Source organism: Nonomuraea sp. NPDC049684 (assembly GCF_044465345.1).
Lineage (GTDB): Bacteria > Actinomycetota > Actinomycetes > Streptosporangiales > Streptosporangiaceae > Nonomuraea.
This window is the reverse complement of the sequence record NZ_JBITLO010000002.1, coordinates 774,929-800,131: the sequence shown is the minus strand read 5'-3', so window position 1 is coordinate 800,131 and position 25,203 is coordinate 774,929. Positions and strand designations below refer to the sequence as shown.

General features: G+C 72.6%; 28 protein-coding genes. 11 read left to right on the top strand and 17 right to left on the bottom strand.

Annotation, left to right across the window (positions count from 1 at the left end):
* The first annotated feature begins 8 nt into the window (after positions 1-8).
* Entirely contained in the window at positions 9-506 is a 498-nt protein-coding gene (locus ACIBST_RS09440) for a GyrI-like domain-containing protein (protein ID WP_397170464.1), read from the top strand.
* 8 nt (positions 507-514) lie between these two features.
* On the opposite strand, the gene ACIBST_RS09435 is transcribed toward ACIBST_RS09440, so the two are convergent.
* Positions 515-2,020: an MFS transporter gene (locus ACIBST_RS09435; protein ID WP_397170463.1), complete on the bottom strand. Its 1,506-nt coding sequence runs from the start codon at positions 2,018-2,020 to the stop codon at positions 515-517.
* A gap of 157 nt (positions 2,021-2,177) precedes the next feature.
* On the opposite strand from ACIBST_RS09435, the gene ACIBST_RS09430 reads away from it, so the two are divergent.
* Complete coding sequence (locus ACIBST_RS09430; RefSeq protein WP_397170461.1) at positions 2,178-2,546, top strand: YciI family protein; 369 nt, start codon at positions 2,178-2,180, stop codon at positions 2,544-2,546.
* Between the two features lie 35 nt (positions 2,547-2,581).
* Here ACIBST_RS09430 and ACIBST_RS09425 read toward each other — a convergent pair whose 3' ends face one another.
* From ACIBST_RS09425 to ACIBST_RS09410, 4 genes are read right to left on the bottom strand one after another with little or no spacing between them, the layout of a single operon-like run.
* On the bottom strand, positions 2,582-4,216 hold the full coding sequence (locus ACIBST_RS09425; RefSeq protein ID WP_397170723.1) for a phospho-sugar mutase: 1,635 nt from the start codon (positions 4,214-4,216) through the stop codon (positions 2,582-2,584).
* Positions 4,217-4,272: 56 nt separating this feature from the next.
* Positions 4,273-5,076 (bottom strand): purine-nucleoside phosphorylase, encoded by an 804-nt coding sequence (locus tag ACIBST_RS09420; RefSeq protein WP_397170460.1) that lies wholly within the window; start codon positions 5,074-5,076, stop codon positions 4,273-4,275.
* Positions 5,077-5,079: 3 nt separating this feature from the next.
* Complete coding sequence (locus ACIBST_RS09415; RefSeq protein WP_397170458.1) at positions 5,080-6,384, bottom strand: M20/M25/M40 family metallo-hydrolase; 1,305 nt, start codon at positions 6,382-6,384, stop codon at positions 5,080-5,082.
* On the bottom strand, positions 6,381-7,361 hold the full coding sequence (locus ACIBST_RS09410) for an Lrp/AsnC family transcriptional regulator (protein WP_397170457.1): 981 nt from the start codon (positions 7,359-7,361) through the stop codon (positions 6,381-6,383). Before ACIBST_RS09410 ends, ACIBST_RS09415 begins: the two co-directional genes overlap by 4 nt.
* Before the next feature lie 114 nt (positions 7,362-7,475).
* On the opposite strand from ACIBST_RS09410, the gene ACIBST_RS09405 reads away from it, so the two are divergent.
* Positions 7,476-8,780, top strand: a complete 1,305-nt coding sequence (locus ACIBST_RS09405; protein WP_397170455.1) for an MFS transporter — start codon at positions 7,476-7,478, stop codon at positions 8,778-8,780.
* Here the strand turns inward: ACIBST_RS09405 and ACIBST_RS09400 are convergent.
* A complete protein-coding gene (locus ACIBST_RS09400; RefSeq protein WP_352325470.1) occupies positions 8,777-9,196 on the bottom strand; it encodes a gamma-glutamylcyclotransferase in 420 nt (139 codons plus the stop codon). The two genes, ACIBST_RS09405 and ACIBST_RS09400, sit on opposite strands and share 4 nt — an antisense overlap.
* A 253-nt stretch (positions 9,197-9,449) precedes the next feature.
* Here ACIBST_RS09400 and ACIBST_RS09395 point away from each other — a divergent pair, with 253 nt between their 5' ends.
* Together ACIBST_RS09395 and ACIBST_RS09390 are read left to right on the top strand one after the other, a co-directional pair.
* The gene (locus ACIBST_RS09395; RefSeq protein WP_352325471.1) at positions 9,450-10,844 is read left to right on the top strand and encodes an NAD(P)H-quinone dehydrogenase; all 1,395 of its coding nucleotides are present in this window, start codon (positions 9,450-9,452) and stop codon (positions 10,842-10,844) included.
* Between the two features lie 147 nt (positions 10,845-10,991).
* Positions 10,992-11,492: a hypothetical protein gene (locus tag ACIBST_RS09390; RefSeq protein ID WP_397170454.1), complete on the top strand. Its 501-nt coding sequence runs from the start codon at positions 10,992-10,994 to the stop codon at positions 11,490-11,492.
* A 28-nt stretch (positions 11,493-11,520) separates the two neighbouring features.
* On the opposite strand, the gene ACIBST_RS09385 is transcribed toward ACIBST_RS09390, so the two are convergent.
* Positions 11,521-12,066: a TIGR03086 family metal-binding protein gene (locus ACIBST_RS09385; protein ID WP_397170453.1), complete on the bottom strand. Its 546-nt coding sequence runs from the start codon at positions 12,064-12,066 to the stop codon at positions 11,521-11,523.
* On the opposite strand from ACIBST_RS09385, the gene ACIBST_RS09380 reads away from it, so the two are divergent.
* A complete protein-coding gene (locus tag ACIBST_RS09380) occupies positions 12,065-12,901 on the top strand; it encodes a DUF6597 domain-containing transcriptional factor (protein WP_397170451.1) in 837 nt (278 codons plus the stop codon). The genes ACIBST_RS09385 and ACIBST_RS09380 overlap by 2 nt on opposite strands.
* 4 nt (positions 12,902-12,905) lie before the next feature.
* On the opposite strand, the gene ACIBST_RS09375 is transcribed toward ACIBST_RS09380, so the two are convergent.
* Both ACIBST_RS09375 and ACIBST_RS09370 read right to left on the bottom strand, forming a co-directional pair.
* Complete coding sequence (locus ACIBST_RS09375) at positions 12,906-13,292, bottom strand: DUF5713 family protein (protein WP_397170450.1); 387 nt, start codon at positions 13,290-13,292, stop codon at positions 12,906-12,908.
* Positions 13,293-13,331: 39 nt separating this feature from the next.
* Positions 13,332-13,778 carry a hypothetical protein gene (locus ACIBST_RS09370; RefSeq protein ID WP_397170449.1) on the bottom strand — a complete coding sequence of 149 codons (447 nt, stop codon included), beginning with the start codon at positions 13,776-13,778 and terminating at the stop codon, positions 13,332-13,334.
* A gap of 89 nt (positions 13,779-13,867) precedes the next feature.
* Here ACIBST_RS09370 and ACIBST_RS09365 point away from each other — a divergent pair, with 89 nt between their 5' ends.
* The 3 genes from ACIBST_RS09365 (at position 13,868) to ACIBST_RS09355 (ending at position 15,745) form a co-directional block, all read left to right on the top strand.
* On the top strand, positions 13,868-14,680 hold the full coding sequence (locus tag ACIBST_RS09365; protein ID WP_397170448.1) for a helix-turn-helix domain-containing protein: 813 nt from the start codon (positions 13,868-13,870) through the stop codon (positions 14,678-14,680).
* A 110-nt stretch (positions 14,681-14,790) separates the two neighbouring features.
* Positions 14,791-15,180 carry a VOC family protein gene (locus ACIBST_RS09360; RefSeq protein WP_397170447.1) on the top strand — a complete coding sequence of 130 codons (390 nt, stop codon included), beginning with the start codon at positions 14,791-14,793 and terminating at the stop codon, positions 15,178-15,180.
* 61 nt (positions 15,181-15,241) lie between these two features.
* Positions 15,242-15,745 (top strand): GNAT family N-acetyltransferase, encoded by a 504-nt coding sequence (locus ACIBST_RS09355; RefSeq protein WP_397170445.1) that lies wholly within the window; start codon positions 15,242-15,244, stop codon positions 15,743-15,745.
* On the opposite strand, the gene ACIBST_RS09350 is transcribed toward ACIBST_RS09355, so the two are convergent.
* Positions 15,679-16,056 (bottom strand): hypothetical protein, encoded by a 378-nt coding sequence (locus ACIBST_RS09350; protein ID WP_397170443.1) that lies wholly within the window; start codon positions 16,054-16,056, stop codon positions 15,679-15,681. The two genes, ACIBST_RS09355 and ACIBST_RS09350, sit on opposite strands and share 67 nt — an antisense overlap.
* Positions 16,057-16,223: 167 nt before the next feature.
* Between ACIBST_RS09350 and sigJ the strand changes: the two genes are divergently transcribed.
* Positions 16,224-17,117 (top strand): RNA polymerase sigma factor SigJ, encoded by an 894-nt coding sequence (gene sigJ, locus ACIBST_RS09345; protein ID WP_397170442.1) that lies wholly within the window; start codon positions 16,224-16,226, stop codon positions 17,115-17,117.
* A 65-nt stretch (positions 17,118-17,182) separates the two neighbouring features.
* Positions 17,183-17,683 (top strand): carboxymuconolactone decarboxylase family protein, encoded by a 501-nt coding sequence (locus tag ACIBST_RS09340; protein ID WP_397170441.1) that lies wholly within the window; start codon positions 17,183-17,185, stop codon positions 17,681-17,683.
* A gap of 10 nt (positions 17,684-17,693) precedes the next feature.
* Here the strand turns inward: ACIBST_RS09340 and ACIBST_RS09335 are convergent, their stop codons facing one another.
* The 7 genes from ACIBST_RS09335 to ACIBST_RS09305 form a co-directional block, all read right to left on the bottom strand.
* Positions 17,694-18,455, bottom strand: a complete 762-nt coding sequence (locus ACIBST_RS09335; protein ID WP_397170439.1) for a PIG-L deacetylase family protein — start codon at positions 18,453-18,455, stop codon at positions 17,694-17,696.
* Between the two features lie 8 nt (positions 18,456-18,463).
* The gene (locus ACIBST_RS09330) at positions 18,464-19,600 is read right to left on the bottom strand and encodes an ROK family protein (RefSeq protein WP_397170437.1); all 1,137 of its coding nucleotides are present in this window, start codon (positions 19,598-19,600) and stop codon (positions 18,464-18,466) included.
* A gap of 2 nt (positions 19,601-19,602) precedes the next feature.
* Entirely contained in the window at positions 19,603-20,424 is an 822-nt protein-coding gene (locus ACIBST_RS09325) for a carbohydrate ABC transporter permease (RefSeq protein WP_397170435.1), read from the bottom strand.
* Position 20,425: 1 nt separating this feature from the next.
* Entirely contained in the window at positions 20,426-21,307 is an 882-nt protein-coding gene (locus tag ACIBST_RS09320) for a carbohydrate ABC transporter permease (protein ID WP_397170433.1), read from the bottom strand.
* Between the two features lie 3 nt (positions 21,308-21,310).
* Positions 21,311-22,738, bottom strand: a complete 1,428-nt coding sequence (gene ngcE, locus ACIBST_RS09315; RefSeq protein WP_397170431.1) for an N-acetylglucosamine/diacetylchitobiose ABC transporter substrate-binding protein — start codon at positions 22,736-22,738, stop codon at positions 21,311-21,313.
* 112 nt (positions 22,739-22,850) lie between these two features.
* Positions 22,851-23,828, bottom strand: a complete 978-nt coding sequence (locus ACIBST_RS09310; protein ID WP_397170429.1) for an N-acetylglucosamine kinase — start codon at positions 23,826-23,828, stop codon at positions 22,851-22,853.
* Positions 23,822-25,072 carry a 6-phospho-beta-glucosidase gene (locus ACIBST_RS09305; RefSeq protein ID WP_397170427.1) on the bottom strand — a complete coding sequence of 417 codons (1,251 nt, stop codon included), beginning with the start codon at positions 25,070-25,072 and terminating at the stop codon, positions 23,822-23,824. The genes ACIBST_RS09310 and ACIBST_RS09305 overlap by 7 nt, the downstream gene beginning before the upstream one ends.
* Positions 25,073-25,203 lie beyond the last annotated feature (131 nt).

Sequence of the window (25,203 nt, the reverse complement as noted above, 5' to 3'; positions counted from 1 at the left end):
ACAGACACATGCCACAGATCGTCGAACTTCCCGAGCGTCCTTACCTCGGGATCACCAAGACCATCACGATGACCAGCTTCGGCCTCGTCGGAGACCGGATCGCCGAGATGATCGGCTGGCTCGCCGAGCGCGGGCACACGATGGCCGGAGCCCCGTTCTTCCGGTACCACAGCATCGACCTGCCGGCGGACCGGCTGGTGGTGGAGGCGGGCGTGCCCGTCACGGCGCCCGTCACCGACCCGGCGGAGGGCGGGGGCGAGTTCCACGCGGGCACGCTGCCCGCGTGCCGCTTCGTCACCGAGTCCCACCACGGCCACCCCGACCAGCTCTCCGGCGTCATCGAGTCGGTGCTGACGTGGGCCGCCGAGCAGGGCCTGACCTGGGACATGACCGAGAAGGACGGCACCGAGCACTGGGGCTGCCGCCTGGAGCTCTACCAGACGGACCCGCGGATCGAGCCCGACCTGAACAACTGGGACATCGACCTGCAGTTCCGCCTGGCCTGAGCCGGCCGTCACGCCGCGTTCGCGCGGGGCAGCAGCGAGGTCAGCAGCGCGGCCAGCACGAACAGGGCCGCGCCCGCCAGGCCGATCGCCACGATCCCGCTGAAGAACGCGGCGTGACTGGCCGCCAGCAGTTCGGCGGCCTGGGCCGGGGCGAGCGTCCCGGCCACCGCCGCCGCGCCCGCCAGGGTCTCCCTGGCCGCGTCCGGCACGTGCGCGGGCAGGGCGTGGTGGTAGACGGCCGCGGCGACCGTGCCGAGCAGGGCCAGGCCGAGCGTCCCGCCGAGGAAGTTGCCCGACTCGGCCAGCGAGGCCGCCGACCCGGCCTTCTCCGGCGGCACCGAGCCGACCACGATCCCCGTGCCCAGGGCGAACAGCGGGCCGGTGCCCAGCGCCAGCACGGTGATCGCGGTGATCACCACCGGCAGCCCGGCCTCGGCCTGCGTGAGCAGCGCCGCCCCGGCGGCCGACAGCGCCAGGCCGCCCATGACGGCGGCGCGCGGAGCGACGCGGCGGGTGAGGGCCGGGGTCAGCGTGGTCCCCAGCGCGACGCCGAGCCCCATGGGCGCGAACCACAGCGCCGACTGCGCCGGGGTGTATCCCAGCACCGACTGCAGGTACTGGGTGACCAGGAGCCCGGTGCCCGCCATGGCGATGCCCGCCAGCACGAGCGCGGTCAGGATCAGGGTGAGCGGACGCTGGGCGAACAGGCGCAGGTTGAGCAGGGGAGCGTCGAGCGTGAGCTGCCGCCGTACGAACGCCGCCCCGAACGCGAGACCGACCACGACGGCCGCCAGCGGCGCGCCGGGCCCGGCCGACGCCGACGAGGCGGCCAGCTCCTTGACGCCCCAGACCACCGGCAGGATCGCCAGCATCGACAGCGCGACGCTGGCCAGGTCCATGCGGCCGCCGTCCGGGTCGCGGAACTCCGGCAGCAGCAGCACGCCGCCCACGAGCAGCACCGCGATCACGGGGACGGCCATCAGGAACACCGACCCCCACCAGAAGTGCTCCAGCAGCAGCCCGCCGACGACCGGCCCGAGCGCGGCCCCGGCGAACTGGCAGGTGGCCCAGGCGGCGATGGCCGTGCCGCGCTGCCGGGCGTCGCGGAACATGTTGGTGATGAGCGCGAGCGTGGAGGGCATGAGCGTGGCGCCGGCGACGCCCAGCACTGTACGGGCGGCGATCAGCATGGCGGGGCTGACCGCGTACGCCGCCACGAGGGAGGCGACGCCGAAGGCCGCCGCGCCGATCAGCAGGAGCCGGCGGCGGCCGATGCGGTCGCCGAGGCCGCCCATCGTGATCACCAGCCCGGCGACCATGAACCCGTAGATGTCGATGATCCACAACTGCTGGACGGCGCTCGCCCCCAGCTCCACGCTCAGCCGGGGCAGCGCCAGGAACAGCGCGTTGATGTCGACCGCGACGAGCAGGGTGGGCAGGGCGAGCACCGCCAGCCCGGCCCATTCGCGCCGCCCGGCCCTGGGCTCGGCGGCGGTCTCGGTGAGATGCGGCATGTCGGCAGCCTCCTGGTGTCGTCGGTTTCACCAGGAGGTCGGAGCCCGGCTCGCGCGCTCGACGTGCTTTCCGGAAAAGTTTCGCGGGGCATGTCGAGAAGGACGCGCCGGCTCCGACCCCAGCACGACGGGACTCGCCCGACCACGAGGAGAGACGATGAAGTTTCTGTTGATCATGCAGGTGAACCAGCAGGTCATGGACACCCTGACCGAGGAGCAGCGCGAGCTGATCATGAGCGGCCACGGCGCGTTCATGAAGACGATCCAGGAGTCGGGCGAGATGATCGGCACGCAGGCGCTCGGCGACCCGTCCACCAGCGCCGTCGTCCGCACCCGCAACGGCCTGCCGGCCGTGACCGACGGCCCCTTCCTGGAGGCCAAGGAGTACATGGGCGGCTACTACATCGTCGACTGCGAGAGCCGCGAGCGCGCGATCGAGCTGGCCGGGATGATCCCCGACAGCCAGATCGAGGGCCTGGCGATCGAGGTCCGGCCGATCATGTTCTCGGCGGGCGCCGACATGTGACCGGGCGGTGGGCCCGCGGCGCGGGCCCACCGGTCTTACAGGCCCAGGCAGGCGGTCAGGTCGGCCTTGAGGGCGTCGAGGTCGCGGGCGGCGGACGCGCGGGCCTGCGCCACCTCGCCGGTCACCGGCACCACGACCTCCAGATAGCACTTCAGCTTGGGCTCGGTGCCCGACGGGCGGACCACGACGCGGCCGCCGTCCGACAGGTGGAAGCGCAGGCCCTCGGTCGGGGGCAGGCCGCCGTCGCCGCGGCTCAGGTCGTCCACGGCCTCGACCGTGTGGTCGCCCAGCGAGGCGGGCGGGGCGGCGCGCAGGCGGTCCATCGCGCCGGAGATCAGCGACAGGTCGGCGACCCGGAAGCTGAGCTGGGACGTCGCGTGCAGGCCGTACCGGACGGCCTGGTCGTCGAGCAGGTCCAGCAGCGTGCGGCCGGCGCGCTTGGCGGCGGCGGCGACGGCGGCCACGGTCAGGGCCGCGCCGATGCCGTCCTTGTCGTGGACCGGCAGGCCGGCGTCGGAGCCGACGCAGTAGCCGATGGCCTCCTCGTAGCCGAAGACCAGGCCCTCGCCCGCCTTGACGATCCACTTGAACCCGGTCAGCGTCTCGCCGTAGCGCACGCCGTGGGCCTGCGCGATCTTGCTCAGCAGGGTCGAGGAGACGATCGTGGTGGCCACCAGCCGGTCGCCGGTGGTGTGCGTGATCACGTGCTCGGCCAGCAGGCCGCCGACCTCGTCGCCGGTCAGCATGCGGCACGTGCCGTCGGGCAGCGGCACGCCGACCGCGCACCGGTCGGCGTCGGGGTCGTTGGCGAGCACCAGGTCGGAGCCGAGCTTGGCGGCCAGCGCGACCGCCAGGTCCATCGCCCCCGGCTCCTCCGGGTTGGGGAAGGCCACCGTCGGGAAGTCGGGGTCGGGGTTGCGCTGCTCCTCCACGGCCATCGGCGTCTCGAAGCCCGCCGCGAGGAAGGCCCCCGTCAGCGTCCCCGAGCCCACCCCGTGCAGCGGCGTGTACGCCACCCGCAGCTCGCGCGCCTCGCCCAGCGGCAGGGCGGTCACCGCGTCGATGTAGTCGTCGACGATGTCCTCGCCCAGCTCGGTGAGGGTGCCGGGACCGTCGAGGGGGAGCTGGTCGACCCGACCCACCGCGTCGATGGCGGCCGAGATCTCCCGGTCGACCGGCGGCACGATCTGCGAGCCGTCACCCCAGTAGACCTTGTAGCCGTTGTCCCTGGGCGGGTTGTGGCTGGCGGTGACCGTCACGCCCGCGTCGGCCCCGAGATGGCGTACGGCGAAGGCCAGCACCGGCGTGGGCAGCGGGCGCGGCAGCAACGACACGTGCAGCCCCGCGCCGGTCAGGACGGCGGCGGTGTCCCTGGCGAACACGTCGGACTTGTGCCGGGCGTCGTAGCCGATCACGACGTGCTTGCCGGCGCCGAGCACGCCGGCCAGACCGGCGGCTGCGCGCATGACGGTGACCCGGTTCATCCGGTTGGGGCCCGCGCCCAGCTCGCCGCGCAGGCCGGCGGTGCCGAACTCCAGCTTGGCCTGGAAGCGCTCGCGAAGGGCGGGCAGGTCGTCGTCCTCCAGGAGGTCGGACAGCTCGGCCCGGGTGTCGGGGTCGGGGTCCTGGGCCAGCCACTGGCGGGCGCGGCGCAGCAGGTCGGCGTCCACGGGCGGGAGCGGCACGTCCCCCTCGGCCTCCGGCGGGACCCGGTCGTCGCCGGCGGTCACAGGCGGTCCACCACCTTGGACAGCAGCACGCCCATGCGGGCGGCCGTGGCGCGGCCCACCTCCAGGACCTCCTCATGGTTGAGCGGCTCGCCGGACAGGCCCGCCCCCGGGTTGGTGACCAGGGAGACGCCGAGCACCTCCAGGTTCGCCTCGCGGGCGGCGATGGCCTCCAGCACGGTGGACATGCCCACCAGGTCGCCGCCGAGCGTGCGCAGCATCCGGATCTCCGCCGGCGTCTCGTACGTCGGGCCGCGGAAGGCCACGTAGACGCCGTCGGCCAGGGTCGGGTCGATCTCGCGGACCAGGGCGCGCAGGCGGCGCGAGTAGACCTCGGTGAGGTCGATGAAGGTGGTGCCGGTGATCGGGTTGGCGCCGGTCAGGTTGATGTGGTCGCTGATCAGCACCGGGTCGCCGACGTTCTGGGTCTCCGGCCGCAGGCCGCCCGCCGCGTTGGTCAGCACGACCGTGCGCACGCCCGCCGCGGCCGCCGTGCGCACGCCGTGGACGACCGCGTCGACGCCGAGGCCCTCGTACAGGTGCGTGCGGCCGAGGAAGACCAGCGCGTGCCGCCCGGACGGTGTGCGCACGACGCGGATCTTGCCGCCGTGCCCGGCCACGGCGGGGGCGCGGAAGCCGGGCAGATCGGTGAACGGGATCTCGGCCACGGTCTGCCCGATCGCGTCGGCGGCGGGGACCCACCCCGACCCCATGACGAGGGCCACGTCGAAGGTGTCGAGGCCGGCCGCGCCGGTCAGGGCGGCGGCGGCCTCTACGGCCAGGGTGTATGCGTCGTTGCTCACATCTCAGTAGTTTAGGAGCAGCCTGTCCAGAACCCGCACCCCGAACTGCAGCGCGTCCACCGGCACCCGCTCGTCCACGCCGTGGAACATCGAGGCGAAGTCCATGTCGCCGGGCAGCCGCAGCGGCACGAACCCGAACCCGCGCACGCCGAGGTCGGCGAAGAAGGTCTTGTTGTCGGTGCCGCCCGACATGCAGTACGGCACCGCCCGCGCGGTCGGGTCCTCGGCCTTCAGCGCCGCGATCATCGACTCGACCAGCGCGCCGTCGAACGTCGTCTCCAGCGCGATGTCGTGGTGCACGAACTCGCGGCGCACGTTCGGCCCGATCAGCGAGTCGACGGTCTTGAAGAACTCCTCCTCGAAGCCGGGCAGGAAGCGCCCGTCCACGACGGCGGTGGCCTGGCCGGGGATGACGTTCGACTTGTAGCCGGCGTCGAGCTGGGTCGGGTTGGTGGTGTGGCGCAGCGTCGCGCCGACGAACCGCACCAGCGGGCCGAGCCTGTCCAGCAGCGGGGCCGGGTCGTCCTCGTCGAACGGCAGGCCGAAGGCGTCGGCGACCTCGGTGAGGAACTGGCGCACGGTCGGCGTGTAGGTGAGCGGCCACTCGTGCCCGCCGAGCCGGGCCACGGCCTTGGCGACCTCGGTGACCGCGTTGTCGGAGTTGAGCATCGAGCCGTGACCTGCGGTGCCGTCGGCGACCAGCTTCATCCAGGCCAGGCCCTTCTGGGCGGTCTCGATCAGGTACAGCCGCAGCGACGGGTCGACCTCCAGCGAGTAGCCGCCGACCTCGCTGATGGACTCGGTGACGCCCTCGAACAGCTCGCGGTTGTTGGCCGTGAGGTACTTGGCGCCGTACACGCCGCCGGCCTCCTCGTCGGCGACCCAGGCGAAGACGATGTCGCGGCGTGGACGGCGTCCCTCGCGCTTCATCTGGCGCAGCACGGCCAGCATCATCGCGTCCATGTCCTTCATGTCCACGGCGCCGCGGCCCCAGATGTAGCCGTCCTTGACCTCGCCGGCGAAGGGGTCGACCGACCAGTCGGCGGCGTTGGCGGGCACCACGTCGAGGTGGCCGTGGACGAGCAGCGCGGGCAGCGACGGGTCTGTGCCCTCGACGCGGGTGACCACGTTGCCGCGGCCCGGCTCGCTCTCGACGTACGTCGCCTCGATGCCGACCTCGTCCAGCCTGGCCATGACGACCTCGGCCGCGGCCCGCTCGCCGGGGCCGCTGCCGTCCCCGTAGTTGCTGCTGTCGACGCGGATCAGCTCCACGCACAGGTCGGCGACTTCGTTCTCGGCAGGTGTCATGGCGTCTTCTCCAGGGTGAGCAGTCCGGACTTGTGCAGGTGGCCGCGCTTGAAGGCGCGGGTGATGAGGGTGAGGTCGCTGTCGGTGATCTCGTCGAGCCGGCCGAGCACGTCGGTCATGAAACGATAGAGGTCCGCCTCGTGGGCCACCGCCACCTGCACGATGAGGGAGTGGGTGCCCGAGGTGGCGGCGCAGTAACGCACGTTGGGGTGCTCGGCCAGGCGCCGGCCGGTCTCGCCCAGCCCGTACGGCCGCACCTTGAGCCAGAGCATGGCCTCGACCTCCAGCCCGAGCAGCGCGGGCTCGACCTCGGCGCGCGGCAGCAGTAACCGCCGGTCGATGAGCGAGCCGACCCGCCGGCGCGCGGTCGGCACGGACAGGTCGAGCCGTTCGGCGATCGTGGTGAAGGCGGCCCGGCCGTCGGCCGCCAGCAGCTCGGCGATCTCCTGCTCCAGCGGCGACAGGCCGTCCTCGTCGGGCAGGTCGGGGGGCGGCGGCGCGGGGCGCAGCTCGGCCACCTCCCGCTCGGTGAGGAAGGGCGCGTGCCACTCGGCCACGGTGGTGAACGTGTGCAGCACGACCTGGGTCTGCGTCTGGAGCACGCCGTCGATCTCGCTGATGTCGTGGGCCAGGATGGTGTGCAGGTCCTGCCGGGACGGCGGCACCAGCTCGCAGGCCAGGTCGGCGGCCCCGGTCAGCGCGTAGACCGACCGCGTGTCGCGCCGGTCGGTGAGCGATCTGGCCACCTGGGCCGCCGTGCCGGGCCGCACCTGGACGTGCAGGTGCGCCGGGCGGCCGTGGCCGGTGCGCAGGTCGTCGTAGATCGCCGTGACGCGGACGACGCCGTCGGAGATGAGCCGCTGGAGGCGGCGGGCGACCGTGCGTTCGTGCTCGCCGATCACCCTGCCGATCTCGCCCCACGAGGCGCGCGGGCTCACCTGCAGCGCGGCCACGAGCCGCCGGTCGAGAACGTCCACCTGCAACCGCTTCCGTGTCGGGTTTGTAAATAATTGCCCAGACATTTGACTGTTTCGGTCTTCCGAATGCACAGTAAGCCATCACTCCAGGTGTCAGCAAAAGGAGCACATGCCGTGTCGACCTCCCCCGTCGCGCAATCGCCGCTCGGCATACCGAAGAGCAGGGTCCGTCAGCTCATGGCGGCCAGCATCGGCAACGTGGTCGAGTGGTACGACTGGTACGCCTACACGTTCCTGGCCACGGTCTTCTCGGCGCAGATCTTCCCCGACAGCTCCGGCAACAGCCTGGTGCCGCTGCTGAGCTCGTTCGCGGTGTTCGCGGTGGGCTTCTTCATGCGGCCCCTCGGCGGCCTGCTGGTGGGCGCGTTCGCCGACCGGTACGGCCGCAAGTCCGCGATGACCTTCACCATCATCCTGATGGGCGGCGGCTCGCTGCTGCTCGGCCTGACCCCCACCTACGAGGCCGTGGGCCTGCTGTCGCCGGTCATCCTGACGCTGGCCCGGCTGATCCAGGGCCTGTCGGTGGGCGGTGAGTTCGCCGCCGCCACCACGTTCCTCGTCGAGTCGGCCCCGCCGCGCCGCCGCGGCCTGTTCTCCTCCTTCCAGTACGTCAGCACCACCATCGGCCAGCTCATCGCCTCCGGCCTGGCCGCGGTGCTCACCTCGACGCTGGTCAAGGAGGACATGAGCTCCTACGGCTGGCGCATCCCGTTCCTGGTGGGCGCGCTGCTCAGCCTGGTCGGCCTGTGGATCCGCAAGGGCGCCGACGAGACCTCGGCGGTCGCCGAGGAGATCCAGCGGGGCGAGGTCAAGCGGCCGGGCATGTTCGAGTTCCTCAAGCACCACCCGAAGTCCGCGCTCACCATCGTCGGCATCACGATCGCGGGCACCGTCGCCTACTACACCTGGACCAGCTTCCTGCCCACCTACGCGCAGATCACGGTCTCGTTCGACAAGGCCGAGTCGCTCCAGGTCGGCACGATCTCGCTGGTGTTCTTCATGCTGCTGCAGCCGCTGCTCGGCCTGCTGTCGGACAAGATCGGGCGCAAGCCGATGCTGATCGCGTTCGGGCTCGGGTTCCTGATCCTGCCGGTGCCGCTGCTCGGCCTGCTCACCGACTCCTTCGCCAGCCTGCTCGTCGTGCAGATGATCGGCATGGTGTTCCTGGGCTGCTTCACCTCGGTCTCGGCCGCGGTGAACTCGGAGCTGTTCCCGACCCGGGTGCGGGCGGCGGGGGCCGGGTTCCCGTACTCGCTGACCGTGGCGATCTTCGGCGGCACCGCGCCGCTGATCGGCACCGCGCTGCAGAAGGCCGGCAACCCGGGGATGTTCCCGTGGTACATGTCCGCCCTGGCGCTGATCTCCACGCTCGTGTACGTCTTCGTGCTGCGCGAGACCAAGGACGAGCCGCTCCGCTAGGGCGCCGAGGTGCAGGGGCGCTCCCGAAGCTCCTTGACGTAGTCGTCGGGGGCGCCCGCGCGCTCGGCCGCGTCGGCCAGGTTGCACAGGTAGCGGGCCGAGGGCAGGCCGCCCTCGTAGCCGTCGAGCACGTAGAACCAGGCGACGACCTCGCCGTCGAGGGTCTGCACCCGCAGCCGCACCTTGTGGTAGGCCCCGCGGACCGCGCCCTCCCACTGGTCGAGCGAGGTCTCCTCCCACTCGGGCACGTCGTAGAGCACGACGAAGACGTGCTCGTCGGGATCCTCCACGATGGTGGCGAGCGAGCTCTCCCACTTGCTGTCGGTGCGCCCGAAGGTCAGCCGCCACCCCGTCAGCCAGCCGACACCCCAGATCGGGGAGTGCGGGGCGCGCATGGCCATCTGCTCGGGGTCCATGTTCATCCCGTAGGAGCCGTAAAGCCGTAGATCATTCGGCTTCCCTGATTGATCCGAAAGCCACGCCACGATCCACCCCTCTCGCCGGGTGCCGCTCGTCATCCAGCTACCGCGCCATCCTGCCACGCTGACCCGGCGTGTCGGTCCATCAAGCCGGGCACGGAAGGCCCATGTGTCCCCCATGTCCGCCGGAACGTGGTCCCGTCATGGGCCGGTTGCGGCTTCCGGGGGCACGTGCGGGAGAATGGGACACGTGACGAGGATCGTGATCATTGGTGGCGGGCCGGGCGGCTACGAAGCGGCGCTGGTGGCCGCCCAACTAGGCGCACAGGTCACGATGGTCGAGCAGGACGGGCCGGGCGGGGCCTGCGTGCTCACCGACTGCGTGCCGTCCAAGACGCTGATCGCCACCTCCGTCCGCAAGCAGGCCCTTCTCGACGCGCCCTCGCTCGGCGTGTCGTTCTCGGGCGGCCCCGACGGCGACGCCGGCGTGGTGGGCGTCGACCTGCCGCTGGTCAACAAGCGGGTCAAGGAGCTGGCCCAGGCCCAGTCGGCCGACATCGCGACCCGGGTCGAGGCCGAGGGCGTCGAGATCATCAAGGCCCGGGGGCGGCTGGTCGATCCGCAGGTCGTGCGCGCGGGCGACCGTACGATCAGGGCCGACGTGGTGCTCGTGGCCACCGGCGCGACGCCGCGCGTGCTGCCGGGGGCCGAGCCCGACGGCGAGCGCATCCTCACCTGGCGGCAGCTCTACGACCTGGAGGAGCTGCCCGAGCACCTGATCGTGGTCGGCTCCGGCGTGACCGGCGCGGAGTTCGCCGGCGCCTACCGCTCGCTCGGCGCGGAGGTCACGCTGGTCTCCAGCCGCGACCGGATGATGCCCAACGAGGACGCCGACGGCGCCGAGGTCCTGGAAGAGGTCTACCGGCGGCGCGGCATGAACGTCATGGGCCGCTCGCGCGCCTCCTCCGTCAAGCGCACGGCCGACGGCGTGGTGGTGACCCTGGAGGACGGCCGCACGGCCGAGGGCTCGCATGCGCTGATGACGGTCGGCATGGTCCCCAACACCGGCGGCATCGGCCTGGAGGAGGCCGGCGTGCAGCTCGACCGCAACGGCTTCGTCAAGGTCGACAAGGTCTCGCGCACCTCCGCGCCCGGCGTCTACGCGGCCGGCGACTGCACCGGCGTGCTCATGCTGGCCTCGGTCGCCGCCATGCAGGGCCGCATCGCCGTGTGGCACGCGCTGGGCGAGGCCGTCCAGCCGCTGCGGCTGGCCACGGTGGCCTCCAACATCTTCACCGACCCCGAGATCGCGGCCGTCGGCGTGGCGCAGCGCTCGATCGAGGCGGGCGAGATCGACGCGAACGTGGTCAAGCTGCCGCTGGCCACCAACGCGCGGGCCAAGATGCAGGGCTTCAACGACGGCTTCGTCAAGCTGTTCTGCCGCCCCCACACCGGCATCGTGCTCGGCGGCGTGGTCGTTGCCCCGCGCGCCTCGGAGCTGATCCTCGCCGTGTCGCTGGCCGTCCAGCAGCGGCTGACGGTCGACCAGGTCGCCCACTCGTTCGCGGTCTACCCGTCGCTGTCGGGCTCGATCACCGAGGCGGCCCGCCGCCTCATGCAGCCCGAGGCCGCCATCGGCATCTAGCCGTCCCCTTCCCAACGCGCGCGAAGCCGTGCGGGTCGTCCTGACCCGCACGGCTTCTTGGCGTCCGCGCTTGCCTTCGCCTGTGTTGGATAGTACCGTTATCCAAGTTCGGATAACGGTACTATCTAATGGGGTGCTCCGGTGACGGTGATCGTTCTCTTGGCGGCCACGCTGGGCTTCCGGCTGCTGGGCGCGCTCGGCGTGCGGCGGTTCGGCACGTGGCAGGCGTCCGCGGCGCACGGGCTGGCCGTCATGTTGGTCATGACGGGAAGCGCGCACTTCGTCCCCGAAGGGGTGACCTTCATGCCGAACCACGGCGACCTGGTGCGCATGGTGCCGCCCTTCGTGCCGTTCCCCGCCGCCATGGTCTACCTGACCGGCGTGCTGGAGCTGGCCGGGGCCATCGGGCTGGTGCTGCCCGCCACCCGCCGGGCGGCCGGGATCTGCCTGGCCCTGCTGTTCGTCGGCCTGCTCCCGGCGAACGTCTACGCGGCGGTCTCCGAGGTGCCCTTCGCGGGCGGGGAGGCCACGCCGCTGTGGGAGCGCGTCCCGGAGCAGGTTCTGTACATCGCCGCGGCGCTCTTCGCCGCCCGGCGGCGGGCCGTGCCCGTCGGGGAGGGCGTGCGGCCCGTTCCCGCCGCCCGCTGACCCGGCGTTTCCTGATCGGGTACGCCGGTCAGGGCTTCCAGGCCGGGTCGCGGCCGATCAGGCCGAGCAGCCGGTCGAACGGCGGGGCGTCGTCCGGCACCGCCACCGGCGGCCCGAACGCCCCCTTCTGCCGGCCCATCTCCACCGACTGCTCCGTGAACCCCAGCGCGCGGGCGACGGCCTCGGCGTCCGGCTCGTACGCCTGGCCGGTGGCCCTGGCCAGGTCCCAGCCGTGCACGACCATGTCGACCAGCCACATGTGGGCCACCATGGTCATCGGCAGCCCGCCCAGCGCGGCGCAGGCGCCCTCCCACGCCTGCGGCCGCGACCAGGCGGCCAGCATGCGCTCGGCGCGCTCGGGGAAGTCGCCCGCGTACGGGCCCTGCTCGGTGCGCTCCCCGCCGTGCGCCAGCGACGCGAACATCTCCGCCACCCACTCCAGGTGGCCGACCAGCGCCTTGACGTCGAACTCCGCGCACGGCGTCGGGGACCCGAACTGCTCGGGCCGCACCGCGGCCACCAGTCCGGCGGTCCGGTGGGTGGCACGCGTCATCAGCGGCATCATGTCTTCCATGGCAGACATGATGTCCCGCCTGCCTCGGGCGCGGCTTGTAGAAACGCGACAGCGCGGCTGGGTCGATCCCTACGCGGGGCTGGCCGCCTTCGACTTCGCGCGCCGGGCGCCGTCGCCGGAGCTGGCGGCGTACGTCGACCATTTCTGGGTCGTCACCTGGACCGGCCTCGCCGATCCGTACGAGCAGCGCATCCTGTCGCACCCGACCGTGAACATGACGATCGTCGAGGACTTCCACCGGATCGCGGGGGTGATCGACGGCGGGTTCTCGTACACGATGCGGGGCACCGGCCGCGCGCTCGGCACCCGCTTCCGCCCCGGCGGCTTCCGGACGCTCCTCGGCGGCCCGGTGTCCGAGCTCACCGGCCGGTTCGTGGAGATCGGCGAGATGTTCCCGGCCGCCGGCCCTGCGCTGGTCGAGGGCGTGCTGGCCGAGCCCGGCCCGGACGCCGCCATCGCGCTGGTGGAGGCGTTCCTGCTGGCGCTCGGGCCGGCGCCGGACCCGCTGGCCGAGGAGGCCGCGGCCCTGGTGGGGCTGGCCGAGCACGACGTGACCGTGACCAGGGTCGACGAACTGGCCGCCCGAGCCGGCCGGTCGGTGCGCTCGCTGCAACGGCTGTTCCGGGACTATGTCGGCATCGGCCCCAAATGGGTGATCCGCCGCTTCCGGCTGCACGAGGCCGCCGAACGCGTGCAGCAGGGCCTCGACTTCGCCACGCTCGCCACCCTCGCCGCCGAGCTGGGCTACACCGACCAGGCCCACCTGACCCGCGACTTCACGGCCGCCGTCGGCATGCCGCCCGCCGCCTACGCCCGGCTCACCACCCGGGTTTGACGCCTCACCACTCGCGGGTGGCGATCAGCTCCTCGACGTCGGCCTCCGGGAAGCCGTAGGTGGTGGCCACGAACCAGAACTCCTCGGCGATCGCCTCGCGCGCGACGGTCTCGATCTCGCTGCCGGCCTCGTGGAACTCCTCGTCGAGCGCGTTGAACTCCTCCGTGGCGGCGTGCGTCAGCGCGTAGAGGGAGGCCAGGTCGCCGGGCCGCTCGGTCTCGACGCGTTCGCACAGGCGCAGCAGGACGGCCCTGCCCTTGTCGACGACGTGGTCGGGGTAGTAGCCGTCGTCGTAGAGGGCCTTGAGGAAGGCGTGGCCGATCACCTGCGGATGCGTGGGGGACAACCTGATCTCCATTTCCGTGCGGACGCGGTCGGACGGCTCGATCATGCCCGGCGCCACCGACAGAATCCGCCGGATGCGCCCAGGTCAGCGCATCAGCTCGTACGCCGCGTACGCCGTGATCCCGTACGCCAGGTGCGGGACGACGTCGGACACCCACGCGCCCGCCGGCCACTCGCTCGGATGGGTGACGTCGAGCAACGTCAGCGGCACGTTCGAGCCGGACATGGCCAGGGCGGTGAGCGCCAGCACCCCGACCGGCCACGACCTGCGCCGTCCCGACAGGAAGCCGTAGGCGATGGCCGAGGCGACGCCGGTCGCGTACCCCATGAGCGAGCCCAGCGCCTCCGTGCGGTTGGCGGCCCTGTCGCCGTCGCCGAGGTCGGCGTGCGCCAGGTCGGACAGCTTCGCCACGGCCTGCCGCGGCGTGCTGCTCGCGGCCCGTGCCCGGACGAGCATGTCCAGGTAGGAGACGGTGTTGAGCGCCGTGGTGCCCGCCGCTCCCGCGATCAGTCCCTTGACGAGTGTGTGCATGCCCTGGCCGCTACCCCGACCGGCCCGCCCGTCACCCGCGCGCCGGCCCTGGGGACCGGCGCGCGGCCGGCGGGACGTACCGTGGCGGGGTGAGCGCCGATGGAATGCCCGCCGCGCTGTCGCCGTACGTGACGACGCTGGCCGCCTACGACCTCGGGCCCGGTTCGGGCGGGGTGCATCGCGGGCTGCCGTCGTCCACGCTGTCGGTCACGATCCCCGAGGACGGCCCGGTCGACATCGCCTGGCTGGGCCGGCCGGGGCCGGGGCGGCGGCTGCGGGCCGCCGTGGCCGGGCTGCACCTCGACGCGGCCGAGCTGCGGCAGCGGGGAGGCACGCGCGGGGTGTGGCTGACGCTCACCCCGCCGGGGGCCGCCGCCCTGCTCGGGGTCCCCGCCGCGGCGCTGGCCGGGGAGGTGGCCGACCTCGCCGACGTCGTCCCGGCGCTGGCCGACCTGCCGGAGCGGCTGGCGGGCTGCCGGTCCTGGGCCCAGCGCCGCGCCCTGGTCGAACACCGCCTGCTCGCGGGGCTGGCCCGCCACGGCGACCGCGCCGCCCGGCGCACCTCGCGGGCCACGCTCGCGGCCCTGTCCGGGACGGCCCGGGTCGAGGAGGCCGCCCGGCTCCTCGGGTGCTCGCGGCGCCACCTGAGCGGGGCGGTGCGCGACGAGTTCGGGGTGACGCCGAAGGAGTACCAGCGGCTCGTCCGCTTCGAGGCCGCCCGGCGCCGGCTCGTGGCCGCCGCGCGCTCCGGACGGACGGCGCTCGCCGAGGTGGCCGCCGCCTCGGGCTTCGCCGACCAGGCGCACCTGACCAGGGAGTGGCGCGCCATGGCCGGTTGCACGCCCACCGAATGGCTACGCGCCGAAGGCCCGCCCGCCCGGCCTTCCCCGGCCCCGCACTGACGCCCAGGCCCGCCCGCCCGGCCCCCCACTGATGCCCGAGCCCGGCGTCCGTCGTGGTCCGTGCCCATATGTTCAAGACCCCGGTCGCCGCGCGCCGCCACGATGGCCGCATGGACCTGCACTTCGTTCCCCGCCTCATCGTGCCCGACCCCGACCGGGCCTCCGCCTTCTACCGGGACACCCTGGATGCCGAGGAGGTGTTCCGCGCCGCACCGGGCGACGACGGGCGGCCCACCGTCATCGAGCACCGCCTCGGCGGCGCCGCGTTCCGGGTCTCGCCCGCCGTCGCCGACTGGGGCTGGCTCTCGCCGGACGACCTGGGCGGCTCCCCGGTGCTCCTGGAGATCGTCGTCGGCGACCCGGACGCCGTCGGCGAGCGCATGACCGCCCAGGGCGCGCGGACGGTCGTGCCGATCGAGAACCGGCCCTACGGCCTGCGCTCCGGCCGCGTCCGCGACCCGTTCGGCCACCTCTGGATCCTCACCGGCGACCCGCGCTGAGGCGACGGGCGGCGCGGTGAGCCCTTTTTTCCCGCCGGTCCGGCCTGTCATGCTGCTCGGCATGGAGGACATGGCTCAGGCGCACGTCCGCATCCGGCCCTTCCGCGAGGAGGACCGGCCGGGGGTGCTGGCGCTGGCTCCGCGGCTGGCGGAGGGGGTCGCGGCCTGGCGGGACCCCGGCGCGGCCGTACGGGCGGCGGAGCGGTGGCTCGCCGGGTCCGTCGCCGCGGCGGAGGAACGACGGGGAGCGGTCTTCGTCGCCGTGCGCGGCTCCCGGGTCGTCGGCGTCGTCTCGGTGGACCGGCAGCGGCACTTCACCGGCGACGAGGACGCCTACGTCGGCGAGCTGGCCGTCGCCCCGGACGCCGTCCGCGCGGGGCTGGGCCGCCGGCTCATGGCGGCGGCCGAGGACTGGGCCCGCGAGCAGGGGCTGCGCCACCTCACCCTGGAGACGGGCGCCGCCAACGTCACCGCCCGCCGGTTCTACGCCGCTCTCGGCTACACGGAGGAGAGCGTGCGGCTGTCCCGGTCGCTGGACCGCGCCGTCCAGGCCCGGCTGAGCTGAAGCACGCTGCCGGCGAACAGCAGCACGCCCAGCGGCACGTGCAGGGCCGTCACCTGCGCGATGCCCAGCGCGACCTGGGCGCTGACCAGCACCAGGAACCCGGCCGCGTGCATGATCGGCTTCGGCGGGCCGCCGCCCGGCCGCCACGCCAGGATCGCGGCCACCAGGTGCAGCACCGCCACGACGAACACCGTGTACGCGGCGGCGCTGTGCATCGGCTGCCCGTTGGGCACCGACAACAGCAGCCCGGCGGTGACCGGCGCGGCGAACAGAGCCAGGGTCTGCAGGATGATCGCGACACGTAGCAACATGGGGTACTCCTCGACCGCCGGGACGGCGGTCCGCTTGCGGGGCTTGCCTTCGAGAAGTCCGACGACGTGACCGCCGGAAATGTGAGGTGGCGCGGTGACCTCACATCCGGGGGCGCCGTCTCGTCGGACACACTAGGGCAAAAGCGACTAAGGGAGTCGTCCACATCATGACCACCGCACCCGACCCCGGCCTGGACGCGATCATGAGCGAGCGCCGGCAGCTCGTCAACCTCGCCTACCGCCTCCTCGGCTCGCTGGCCGACGCCGAGGACGTCGTCCAGGAGACCTACACCCGCTGGTACGCCATGTCCCCCGGCCAGCGGGAGGCCATCGAGTCGCCGGGCGCGTGGCTGACCAGGGTCGCCGGCCGCATCTGCCTGGACGTGCTCGGCTCGGCCCGCGCCCGCCGCGAGCGCTACGTGGGCGAGTGGATCCCCGAGCCGCTGCCCGACCGTACGGAATGGGCCGGCGACGACCCGGCCGACCGGGTGACCCTGGACGAGTCGGTCAACATGGCCTTCCTCGTCGTGCTGGAGTCGATGACGCCGGCCGAGCGGGTGGCGTTCGTCCTGCACGACGTCTTCCGCTACCCCTTCGCCGAGGTGGCCGAGATCGTCGGCCGCACCCCGGCCGCCTGCCGCAAGCTGGCCTCCTCCGCCCGGCACCGCATCGACGCCGCGCGGACCTCGGCGACGCCGGCGGCCCGGCAGGCCGGCATCGTCCGCGAGTTCAAGCAGGCGTGGGAGGCCAAGGACATCGACGCCCTCATCGCCCTGCTCGACCCCGGCGTGGTCGGCGTCGCCGACGGCGGCGGCGTGGTCAGCGCCGTGCCGCGGCCGATCGAGGGCGCCGCACGGGTGGCCCGCTACGCCGTCGAGATCGCCACCAGGGCGCCGGCCATGACGCTGCTGGAGCGCACCGTCAACGGCCGCCCCGGCCTGGTGGCCCAGCGCGACGGCGTCACCGTGATGGTCGTGGCGTTCGACGTGGCGCAGGGCCGGATCAACCGGCTGTGGGCGGTGCGCAACCCCGACAAACTCCACCCCTGGACGGCGGCCTGACCCTCACATTCCCGGACGCTGCGTCGTCGGACCGCCGAGACCCGACCGCAGAAGAAGGGGAGCCGATGTCCACGACGACCGAGCAGGAGAACCTCCAGTCGCGTCTGCCCGATCCCTCCAGGTTCTTCCCCGAGCTGGGGGAGATCGCCATGGCCATGACCAGGGCCACCCGCAACGGCGCGCTCCCGGGGAGCACCGTCGGCCTGGTGCAGCTGCGCGCCGGGCAGATCGCCGGCAGCACGTACCACACGGTCCGGCAGGCCGACCTGCTGCGCCGGGCGGGGGAGCCGGACGAGCGCCTGGCCGCCGTGGCGTCGTGGCGGGACGCCCCCTACTTCTCCGGCGCCGAACGGGTGGCGCTGGAGCTGGTGGAGGCCGTCCTCGCCGCGAACCCGGCAGGGGAACGCGTCCCCGACGAGCTGTACGCCAGGGCGGCCGCCCACTACGACGACAAGGCCCTGTGGACGCTCGTCCTGGCGATCAGCCAGATCTGCTTCTTCATCCCCGTCGCCGCCATAGCCAAGCCGATCCCCGGCAGGCCCCCCGGCAAGAACTACACCGGCTGACGCCGGGCGGCTACGCGGCCGGGACGGCGGCCCCGGCGAGCAGGCGGCCGATCTCCTCCCGGTCGGCCTTCCTGCCGTAACCGGCGAACTGGAAGGTCTCCTCCTTCAGGAACTCCGCCCAGTGTTCGAGCACGAACGCCCGTCCGGCGGCCACGTCACCGGGCGGGGGAGCCTGGTCCAGGAAGCCCCGCTGCCACGGCGCGAACTCCAGGAACTGGGAGGCGTGGGCCAGGCACGCGTCGAGCTTGGCCGTCAGCGCCGAGGACACGTCCACCACCACGTCGGGCCGGTGCACGGGGGCGGAGGCGTAGTCCGTCATCAGCAGGCACACCGGCATGCGCTTCAGGGCCGGCTTGCCCACCTCCAGGTTGCGCGTCATCGCGAACTCGACCGCGTGCGCGGCCAGTTGCCCGGCGGCCCGGTTGTCGGGGTGGCCGCCGCCGTCGGCGTGCAGGGCGATCACCAGGTCGGGCCGCCAGGCGCGGATCTGCGCCAGCACCCGCAACCGCAGCTCGACGGTGGGTTCCAGCATGCCGTCGTGCACGTCGAAGATCTCGTAGTCCACCACGCCCAGCGCGTCGGCCGCGCGCCACGCCTCCTCGGCGCGGCGGCGCGCCAGCGGGCCGCGCTCCAGCTCGTGGTGCCCGGCGTCGCCGTTGGTGAGCGTCAGAAACTTCACCGCGTGGCCGGACCGGGCCAGCAGCGCGGCCGTGCCGCCCGCGTAGATCTCGGGCTCGTCGGGATGAGCGGCGATCACGAGGGTTCTCAACATGTGCGTCCTTAGGGGTTGGCTTCACCGGTACGACCGGCCGTACCGGCTTGGAAGACCCGATCGCGGGTCAGGTCCAGGGCGTAGCAGAGAGCGCCGCCGAGCACGGCGTTGCCGCGGACGGCGCTGAGGGCGACGGTCGCCGGCACCAGCGGCGTCGAGGCCAGACGGTCGGCGACCCGCGCCCTGAGCGGCTCGCCTCCCGCGACGCACAGGGGCCCGGCCAGCACGACCAGGCCCGGGTCCAGCACCCCGATCGCGGCCGTCACGCCGAGCGCCACCCGCGCGGCGGCGTCGTCGAGGAAGCCCTGCGGGGCCTCGGCCAGCGTCCGGCTCACGGCGGTGAGCGCGGGGTCGCCGGACAGGCCGTGCGCCTGCGCCAGCGCGGCCAGCGGCTCGGCGCCGAGCAGCGCGCCGAGCGGACCGCCGTCCGGCCCGTAGCGGCGGCCGGTGGTGACCGGGTCGGGCACGATGACCGAGCCGACCTCGCCGCCGCGCCCGGTGACGCCCCGCCAGAGCGCGCCGTCGAGCACGACCCCCGCGCCGACCCCGCCGCCCACCCAGAACAGCACGAAACTGCTGTCGTCGTGCTCCTGGAGCTCGCGGATGGCGACCAGGTTGACGTCGTTCTCCAGGCGCACGTTGGCCGGCAGGTCGTCCAGGCCGGACCAGCCCGCCAGCTGCACGGCCTGCCGCAGCCGCCGCCCGTCGGCCTCCACCACGCCCGGCACGCCCACCACGACCTGGTCGAGCTCGTCCAGCTCGAAGCCGGCCGCGCGGACCGTCTCGGCCAGCAGCCGCCGGGCGTCGCCGGTCGCCTCGGTGCGATGGGTGCCGAGCACCCGGCCGGTCAGGTCGGCGACCGACACCTCCATCGAGCTCGTGGTGAGATCGACCCCCGCGACGCGCGCGGCGGAGCCGTCGAGCTGCCACATCTGCGCGGCCGGCCCGGCGTTGCCCGGCTTGAGGCCGGCCTTCCTGGCCAGCCCGCTGTTCTCCAGCCTGCGCAGCACCTCGGCGGCCGACGCCTTGGACAGGCCCGTGTGCAGTTCCAGCTCGGCGCGGGTGAGGCCGCCGTGCTCAAGGAGCAGGGTGAGCGCGGCGCGCTCGTTGAGCGTGCGGAAGACGGTGGGGTTTCCTGAAGACATTCCTACTTCAGCGCTCCTGAGGTCAGCCCGGACTGGATATGTCGCTGGAAGACGATATAGATCAGCACGACCGGAAGCACCGTCATGCTGAGCGCGGCGAACAGTCCGGGCCAGTCGGCCTCGTACCCGGCGATGGTGGAGATGTCGGCCACGCCCTGGGTGATGACCCACAGGCTCTTGTCGCCGGGCAGCAGGACCAGCGGGATGAGGTACTGGTTCCACTGGCCGAGCACGTTGAAGATGGTCAGGCTGACCAGCGCCGGGCGGGCCATGGGCAGCATGACCTGGAAGAACGTGCGGGTGTGCGAGGCTCCGTCGATCATCGCCGCCTCGGCCACCGCGTCCGGCAGCGCCCTGAAGAAGGACGTCAGGAAGAACACCGTGAACGGCAGCGAGTAGGCGATGTAGACCAGGACCAGGCCGACGTGGCTGTTGAGCAGCCCGAGCCCGTCCACCACGAAGAACAGCGGCACGAGCGCCAGGAAGACCGGGAAGGCCATGCCGGAGACGAACAGGAAGTAGACCAGCCGGTTGCCCGGGAAGCGGTAGCGGGCCAGCACGTACGCGGCCATCGAGCTGAGCAGCATCGTCCCGGCCACGCCGAAGAAGACCACGATGACCGTGTTGAGCAGGTAGCGGCCGATGCTGGCCCGCTCCCAGGCCCGCGCCCAGTTGTCCCAGCGCAGCTCGCCGGGCAGTTGCAGGGCGTCGCCGAAGATCTCGGCGTTGCTCTTGAAGGAGGCCAGCAGGGTCCACAGCAGCGGGGCGACGATGAGCAGCGCCCAGAGGCCAAGAACAGCCTGGATGCTGATTTTTCGGAACATTTCAGTAGACGACCTTCTGGCGGCGGGTCACGCGCAACGTCAGCGCGGCGAAGGTGAGGGTCAGGAAGAACAGCGCCACGCCCATGGCCGAGGCGTAGCCGAACCGGGAGTAGGAGAAGGCGTTCTTGTAGATCTCCGTGGCCAGCACGGTGGTCGCGCCGTCCGGCCCGCCCTGCTCCACCGACAGGACGTTGACCAGCGCGAACCCGTCGAACGCGGCGATCCCCAGATAGACCCAGGCCACCTGGACGGTGTCCCACACCAGGGGCAGCGTGATGGAGAAGAACGTGCGCAGCCGCCCGGCGCCGTCGAGGGCGGCCGCCTCGAACACGTCCTTCGGGATGGCCGCCATCCCGGCCGAGAACAGCACGACGTAGAAGCCGACCGCCTGCCACACCATCACCGCGATGATCGACCACAGCGCCAGGTTCTGGTCGGTCAGCCAGCCGACCGGCTCGACGCCCAGCTTCGCCAGCGCGCCGTTCAGCACGCCGCTCGCGTCCGGCCGGTAGACGGCCTTGAACAGCACCCCGACCACCGCGACCGCCAGCACCTGCGGCAGGAAGAAGATCACCCGGTAGACCCGGGCCCCCGGCGTGCCCGCCGAGTCGCCGAGCAGGTACGCGAAGACCAGCGCGAGCGCGACGGTCACCAGCGGCAGCGTGACCAGCAGGACCGCGTGGTTGCGGACCGCCTGCCAGAACGTGTCGTTGCCGAGCATCCGCCGGAAGTTGTCCAGGCCGACGAAGTTCAGGTTCGCCGACACCCCGCGCCAGTCGGTCAGCGCGATCTGGAACGCCTGGACGTACGGGCTGATCACGAAGACCGCGTAGAGGACCACGGGCAGGGCGAGGAAGCCCGCGACGAAGCCGTGCCGCCTCATCGCTCAGACGCTCCTGGTCTGCTTGGCGATCGCGGAGTCGGCCTTGAGCTCGTCGGCCTTCTTCTGCATGTTCGCGCAGAACTGCTCGGGGGTGATGCGTCCGGACATCACCGAGTTGGTCTGGACCTGCCCGTGGTCGAACAGCTCCTTGTACCAGCCCTCGAAGCGGGCGTCGGTGATGATGTTCGTCCCGGCCGCCTCCTGGGCCCTGGCCGCGCTGCGCACGGCCGAGGTCAGGTCGAGGCCGTCCACGACGCCGTTGACGACGGTGAGGTTCCTGGTCAGCTCGGTGTAGCCGCGCGCGCCCTCCCGCGACAGCATCAGGCGCAGGTACTCCAGCCCGCCCTGCGGGTTCCTGCCCTTGGCCGCTACGAAGAACGCCTCGCTCACCCCGATCATGATCGCCTCGTACGGCATCGCGTCGGCCGCGGTGATGCTGGGCACCGGGGCGATCGCGTACTCGAAGGAGGCCGGGCGGTCCTTGGCCATCTCGTTCTCCAGCCAGGAGCCGCAGGGGTAGAACAGCACCTTGTCCTGCAGGTGCTTGACCTGCGTCTGGGTGTGGTCGAGCCCGAAGTACGCCTTGTCGCCGAAGTCGCGCTGCACCTGCGCCCACGCCGCGACGGCCTGCCGTACGGGCTCGGCCTGCCAGGCGCCGTCGGCGAGGTTGTCGATGTCGACGATCACCTTGTTGCCGCCGACCTTGGCGGCGCTGTAGACCAGGTTCCAGAGCTGGTAGAAGGGGCCGACCTGGCCCGGGTAGGCGAACAGCGCGATGCCCGCCTTCTTGGCCTCCTCGCCGAGGGCGTTGAACTCCGCCCACGTCTTCGGCGCCTGCCAGCCGCGCTGGTCGAACAGCTTGGCGTTGTACCACAGGGCGCGGTGGGCGACCGTGTACTGCAGCACCCGGGGCACGCCGTCGATCAGCGAGTTCTCGTAGACGCCGCCGACCAGGGTGTCGCGCACCTTCTTGGCCGGGTCCGCCAGGGAGGGGGCCTCGAACAGCGGCGTCAGGTCGGCGAGGTGCCCTTCGGCGACGAGCGACTGCAGGTCGAGGGCGTCGGGGCCGGAATTGTTGACCACGTCGGGCGCGTCGCCGCTGATGAAGCGGGGGCGCAGTTGCGTGCCGACCTTCTGGGTGGGCACATGCTTGATCTTGGCGGTCTTGTACGCCTTGCTGTAGAGGGCCTCGTGCAGGCCGGTCGCGTAGCCGTCGCCGTTGCCGCCGCTGAAGATCACGACTTCCAGCTGCCTGGCGGCGTCCACGCCGAGGGGGTTGGCGGCCGAGGTGGGCGCGGCCGAGGTGGAGGCGGCCGGAGCGGCGGAGCGTCCGGTGGCGCACGCGGCGAGCAGCCCCGCGCCAGGGCCCGCCGTCAGGGCGGTGAGTCCGATACGTCGAAGAACCTCACGTCGGCTGGGGGTGGTGGACATGGGTGGCCTCCTTGACCGCCAACCGTCCGGATACCTTCCAGACGGTTGGCGGCTGACTCTAGACTTACCGCCCTACGTGCGTCAATACCTCTCTAGAACGGCGCTCGGACTCTCAGAGCGCTGCCCGGACCTTCTGAAACTGCGCTCGGAGACGGGCCTTGGCCTCCTCGGAGGCCCCGATGCGGTCCAGGCCGTTCAGCGCGGCCCCGACGATCGGCGGCTGGTCCGGGATCACCTGCTTGGCCAGCGGGGCCCTTACGGCGAACCGCTCCTCCAGCATCGCGACCAGCAGCGGGATGCGCGCGTGCAGCACGCCGCCGCCCAGCACGACCTCCGTCGGCGTCTCCAGCAGGTCCAGGCGGCGCAGGCACACCTCGGCCATCACCACGATCTCGTCGGCCAGCCGGCTGACCAGCTCGAACGCGATGGCGTCAGCCGACGCGGCGGCCTCGAACACCTTCGGCGCGAGCGCGGTCAGGTGATGCCGCTGGATCCGCCCGAAATGCACCCCGAGCACCACCTCCTCGACCGTCCGCGTGCCGAAGTGCTCCTTGATCAGGCCGGCGAGCGCGGTCGGGGCGCCCCGGCCGTCCTCGGCCCGGATGGCGTGCCACAACGCCTCCTCGGCCAGGCCGCCGCCACCGCCCCAGTCGCCGCTGATCCGGCCGAGCGCGGGGAAGCGGGCCACCCCGCCCGTGGGCGAGACGCCGACCGCGTTGATGCCCGCGCCGCACACCACCGCGACGCCGCTGGGCCCGGACGCCCCCGAACGCAGCAGCGCGAAGCTGTCGTTGCCCACGACGACGTCGGCCGCCATCCCGCGGGCGCGGAACTCGGCCGCGAGCGCCTCCTCCTCCACCGGCAGGTCGGCCCCGGCCAGGTAGGCGTAGAGCTGGTCGGCGTACGGGGGAGCGGCCGTCGGTCCGAGCGCCCGCCGCACGGCCTCCTCCACGACGTCCACGGCCGCCGGGACGCCGACCGTCTGCGGCTCGAACGGCCCGCCGTCGCCCTGGGCCAGGATCGTGCCGTCGCCCGAGAGCACGACGACGTGCGTCTTGCTGTTGCCCGCGTCCACGGCGATGATCACCATGGCAGGTACCGCTCGTTCGCCGCCAGCAGCAGGCCGGTCAGCTCGTCGGCGACGGCCTCCTGGCCGATCAGCGGATGGGCCAGCAGCGCGTTGCGCACCCGGTCCGCGCCGCCGTGCAGCGCCGCGTCGAGCGCCAGCTCCTCGTACGCCGAGACGTTGGCGATCAGGCCCGCGTACAGCGGCTCCACCGGATCGACCGGCAGCGGCGCAGCCCCGGACGCCGAGACCCTGGCCGGGACCTCGATGACCGCCTCGTCGCGCAGGAACGGCAGCGTCCCGTCGTTGCGGGCGTTGACCACCTGGACGTCGCCCCGGTCGCCGAGCAGCGAGGCGATCAGCGCGACGGCGGCCTCGGAGTAGTAGGCGCCGCCGCGCTTGTCCAGCAGGTCCGGCTTGGTGTCCACGGCCGGGTCCGCGTACAGCTCCAGCAGTTGCTGCTCCATCGCCGCGACCTCGGCCGCGCGCGACGGCTTGGCCCGCTGCTCGCCCACCACCAGGTCGTGGGCGTAGAAGTAGCGCAGGTAGTAGGACGGGACCACCTGGAGCCTGCGCAGCAGCCCGACCGGCAGGCCGATGTCGTCGGCCAGTTCCTGTCCGTGCTCGGCGAGCAGCCGCGGCAGCACGTCCACGCCGTCCACCACGACCGACCGCTCCCACGTCAGGTGGTTGAGCCCGACGTGGCCGAGCGCGACCCGCTCCGGCGGCACGCCGAGGTGCCGGGCGAAGCGGCGCTGGAACCCGATGGCCACGTTGCACAGGCCGATCGCGCGGTGCCCGGCGTCCAGCAGCGCCCTGGTGACGATGCCGACCGGGTTGGTGAAGTCGACGATCCAGGCGCCGGGGGCGTGGGCGCGTACCTGCTCGGCCAGTTCCAGCACGACCGGGACCGTGCGCAGGGCCTTGGCGAGCCCGCCCGCGCCCGTCGTCTCCTGGCCGACGCAGCCGCACTCCAGCGGCAGCGTCTCGTCCACGTTCCGGGCGGCCTGGCCGCCCACCCTGAGCTGGAAGAGCACGGCGTCCGCGCCCGCCACGCCCTCGGCCACGTCGGCGGTGGCGATCACCTTCGCCGGGTGCCCGGCCCTGCGCAACATTCTGCGGGACACGCCCGCCACCAGGTCGAGCCGCGTGGCGTCCGGGTCGATCAGGGCGATCTCGGTGAGCGGCAGCTCGTCGCGCAGCCTGGCGAAGCCGTCGATGAGCTCGGGGGTGTAGGTCGAACCGCCCCCGATCACGGCGAGTCTCATGGGCAACTCCTCAATTAGGAAACTTTCCTAACCGCCGAACCTACCCGACCTCCTCCGATTCGACTCCTCCCACCCCGTTCCAGGAAATTTCCGCTCACCGTGTAGAGAGCCCGGTGTCGGCTCCGACTCCC

What these genes read in the sequence shown, in the direction of transcription:
- ACIBST_RS09415 (WP_397170458.1), bottom strand. Translation starts at nt 6,384, where the DNA reads ATGACACCTGCCGAGAACGAAGTCGCCGACCTGTGCGTGGAGCTGATC.
- ACIBST_RS09340 (WP_397170441.1), top strand. Translation starts at nt 17,183, where the DNA reads ATGTCCACGACGACCGAGCAGGAGAACCTCCAGTCGCGTCTGCCCGAT.
- ACIBST_RS09305 (WP_397170427.1), bottom strand. Translation starts at nt 25,072, where the DNA reads ATGAGACTCGCCGTGATCGGGGGCGGTTCGACCTACACCCCCGAGCTC.
- ACIBST_RS09370 (WP_397170449.1), bottom strand. Translation starts at nt 13,778, where the DNA reads ATGCACACACTCGTCAAGGGACTGATCGCGGGAGCGGCGGGCACCACG.
- ACIBST_RS09335 (WP_397170439.1), bottom strand. Translation starts at nt 18,455, where the DNA reads ATGTTGAGAACCCTCGTGATCGCCGCTCATCCCGACGAGCCCGAGATC.
- ACIBST_RS09360 (WP_397170447.1), top strand. Translation starts at nt 14,791, where the DNA reads ATGGACCTGCACTTCGTTCCCCGCCTCATCGTGCCCGACCCCGACCGG.
- ACIBST_RS09325 (WP_397170435.1), bottom strand. Translation starts at nt 20,424, where the DNA reads ATGTTCCGAAAAATCAGCATCCAGGCTGTTCTTGGCCTCTGGGCGCTG.
- ACIBST_RS09430 (WP_397170461.1), top strand. Translation starts at nt 2,178, where the DNA reads ATGAAGTTTCTGTTGATCATGCAGGTGAACCAGCAGGTCATGGACACC.
- ACIBST_RS09440 (WP_397170464.1), top strand. Translation starts at nt 9, where the DNA reads ATGCCACAGATCGTCGAACTTCCCGAGCGTCCTTACCTCGGGATCACC.
- ACIBST_RS09355 (WP_397170445.1), top strand. Translation starts at nt 15,242, where the DNA reads ATGGAGGACATGGCTCAGGCGCACGTCCGCATCCGGCCCTTCCGCGAG.
- ACIBST_RS09320 (WP_397170433.1), bottom strand. Translation starts at nt 21,307, where the DNA reads ATGAGGCGGCACGGCTTCGTCGCGGGCTTCCTCGCCCTGCCCGTGGTC.
- ACIBST_RS09400 (WP_352325470.1), bottom strand. Translation starts at nt 9,196, where the DNA reads ATGGACCCCGAGCAGATGGCCATGCGCGCCCCGCACTCCCCGATCTGG.
- ACIBST_RS09350 (WP_397170443.1), bottom strand. Translation starts at nt 16,056, where the DNA reads ATGTTGCTACGTGTCGCGATCATCCTGCAGACCCTGGCTCTGTTCGCC.
- ACIBST_RS09385 (WP_397170453.1), bottom strand. Translation starts at nt 12,066, where the DNA reads ATGGAAGACATGATGCCGCTGATGACGCGTGCCACCCACCGGACCGCC.
- ACIBST_RS09435 (WP_397170463.1), bottom strand. Translation starts at nt 2,020, where the DNA reads ATGCCGCATCTCACCGAGACCGCCGCCGAGCCCAGGGCCGGGCGGCGC.
- ngcE (WP_397170431.1), bottom strand. Translation starts at nt 22,738, where the DNA reads ATGTCCACCACCCCCAGCCGACGTGAGGTTCTTCGACGTATCGGACTC.
- ACIBST_RS09375 (WP_397170450.1), bottom strand. Translation starts at nt 13,292, where the DNA reads ATGATCGAGCCGTCCGACCGCGTCCGCACGGAAATGGAGATCAGGTTG.
- ACIBST_RS09380 (WP_397170451.1), top strand. Translation starts at nt 12,065, where the DNA reads ATGGCAGACATGATGTCCCGCCTGCCTCGGGCGCGGCTTGTAGAAACG.
- ACIBST_RS09330 (WP_397170437.1), bottom strand. Translation starts at nt 19,600, where the DNA reads ATGTCTTCAGGAAACCCCACCGTCTTCCGCACGCTCAACGAGCGCGCC.
- sigJ (WP_397170442.1), top strand. Translation starts at nt 16,224, where the DNA reads ATGACCACCGCACCCGACCCCGGCCTGGACGCGATCATGAGCGAGCGC.
- ACIBST_RS09310 (WP_397170429.1), bottom strand. Translation starts at nt 23,828, where the DNA reads ATGGTGATCATCGCCGTGGACGCGGGCAACAGCAAGACGCACGTCGTC.